The organism is Pseudactinotalea sp., from assembly GCF_048594945.1.
Taxonomy (GTDB): domain Bacteria; phylum Actinomycetota; class Actinomycetes; order Actinomycetales; family Beutenbergiaceae; genus Pseudactinotalea.
In genome coordinates, this window is the sequence record NZ_JBMDXJ010000251.1 from 1 (window position 1) to 1,784 (window position 1,784).

Sequence of the window (1,784 nt, forward strand, 5' to 3'; positions counted from 1 at the left end):
TGCTCTGGGTCCGCTTTGGCGCGGTCTGGGTCGGTGTCATCTCCTCGTCCTCGGGTCGTGGGGTGGGCGGGGGTCGCTCGTGCCCGCGCCCACGCGTCCTCAGCCTGCGTTCGCCGCGAACCAGTCGTCCATGGCACTGGAGACGGTGCTCGCCGCCGTGCCGCCCATCAGAGCCTGCGTCTGCGTGTTGAGTTCCTCCGCGTACCCGTCGGGGAGCCGCCGCTCGCCGAAGCCACCACCGGTCGGGGTGTAGGCCGAAGCCGGGGTCTCGGAGACGATCTGGAACAGTTCGTCACCGAGTGCGGTGGTCTCGTAGGCGTAGCCGTCACGGAAGTTGCCGTCCACGATCAGCTGGTCGATCACGGCGGTCTCGTCGGTGGTCAAGAACTCCAGCAGCAGTGCCGCCTCGTCGATGTGGTCGCTGCCGTTCAGGATGCTGTACGGGCTCGCCAGGTTGGCACCCATCGCGGGGTCGCTGACACCATCGAGCGCTGGAGCGCGGAAGACTCCGATATCAGCCGGATCAGCGGCGGCGGCCTCGGTGCCGGCGAACCAGCTGCCCATCGGGTAGATCGCGCTCTCGCCGGCGAGGAATGCCTGCTCCGCGTCGGGGTACTGGATGCCGAGTGCCTCGGTGGGCACGTAGCCGGCGGCGACCCAGTCGGCGTAGCGCTCGATGAACGGGCCGTAGCTGTCGCTGAAGGTGACCGCGCCGGATGACATGTTGGCGAACCAGTCGAGGTCCTGCGCCACGACCGTCGGCAGTGCCAGCGCCTGGAGCGCATGGCTGCTCATCCAGTCACCCCCGGTCTGGATCGGGGTCCAGCCCGCCGCGGAGAGCGCTGCGAGGGCGTCGTCGAGCTCCTCCACGGTGGCCGGTGGCTCGGCGATGCCAGCCTCCGCGAACGCGGTCTTGTTGTAGAACAGCAGGCTCTGCAGCTGCACCCCGATACCGGCCGTGTAGTACTTGCCGTCGATCGTGTACTGCTCGGCCAGCGGCGCGCTGGTCGCCCACTCGTAGGCGGACAGGTCCACCAGCTCGGGCGCCAGGTCTGGCGTGGGCCCCTGCGACTGGACGATGTCCGGCGCGTCGCCCGCGGCGAGCAGTCGCGGCAGCGCCGCAGCCACGCCCTCGGCGCCCGGGTTCTGGATGACGACGTCGATGCCGGGGTTGGCATCCTCGAACGGCGCCACCAGATCGTTCCAGAACTCCTCGGTCAGGTTGGGCGTCACGTTGACGAGCATGGTCACCTCGGACGTCGCGTCGTCGCCACCACCCGAGCCTCCGGCAGCGTTGGAGCAGCCTGCCAGTGCCATGGCGGCAACGCCCATGACGGCCAGGGCTGCGCGGATTTTGATCATCATCGATCCTCTCGATACGGATGCCTCGTTCAGCAGGCCCGACAATAATCGATAATCGCTCAGCGCGCCACCCGCGCAGGCTCGTTCCCGCGGCCAGGACACGCAGAAACCGCCCGCGAGCCGAGGCTCAGCGGGCGGTTCGAGTGATGGCGTGCGGTTCTACCAGGGCACGGCGACCGCGATGTTGACCACGGTCAGCCCGGCGATCGCACCGAGATACCCGGTGGTGACGCTCTCCTGCTTGCGGCCGCGCCAGATCAGGGCCCCGACCGCGAGCGCGACGAGGAGCTTGACGGCGATCTTGATGTGGTTGACGTCAGCCTCGCCCATCTCGAGCACTCCCACGAGCAGGACGCCGGTGACCAGCGCCGTCAGGACACCGTGCCACGCGCCGACGGGAACCTCCGGCTTCTTCATCCGGG

Annotated in this window: 2 protein-coding genes; both read right to left on the reverse strand. The window is 68.7% G+C overall.

What is annotated here, in order from left to right:
- Nucleotides 1-99: 99 nt before the first annotated feature.
- A complete protein-coding gene (locus ACOJSN_RS10970; protein ID WP_420112538.1) occupies nt 100-1,362 on the reverse strand; it encodes an ABC transporter substrate-binding protein in 1,263 nt (420 codons plus the stop codon).
- A 159-nt stretch (nt 1,363-1,521) separates the two neighbouring features.
- Nucleotides 1,522-1,784, reverse strand: a 263-nt coding sequence (locus ACOJSN_RS10975) for a hypothetical protein (RefSeq protein WP_420112539.1), incomplete at its 5' end; no start/stop codon positions are given.

Excerpts from the sequence above, each read along its gene's own strand:
- ACOJSN_RS10970 (WP_420112538.1), bottom strand. The coding sequence starts at position 1,362 with ATGATCAAAATCCGCGCAGCCCTGGCCGTCATGGGCGTTGCCGCCATG.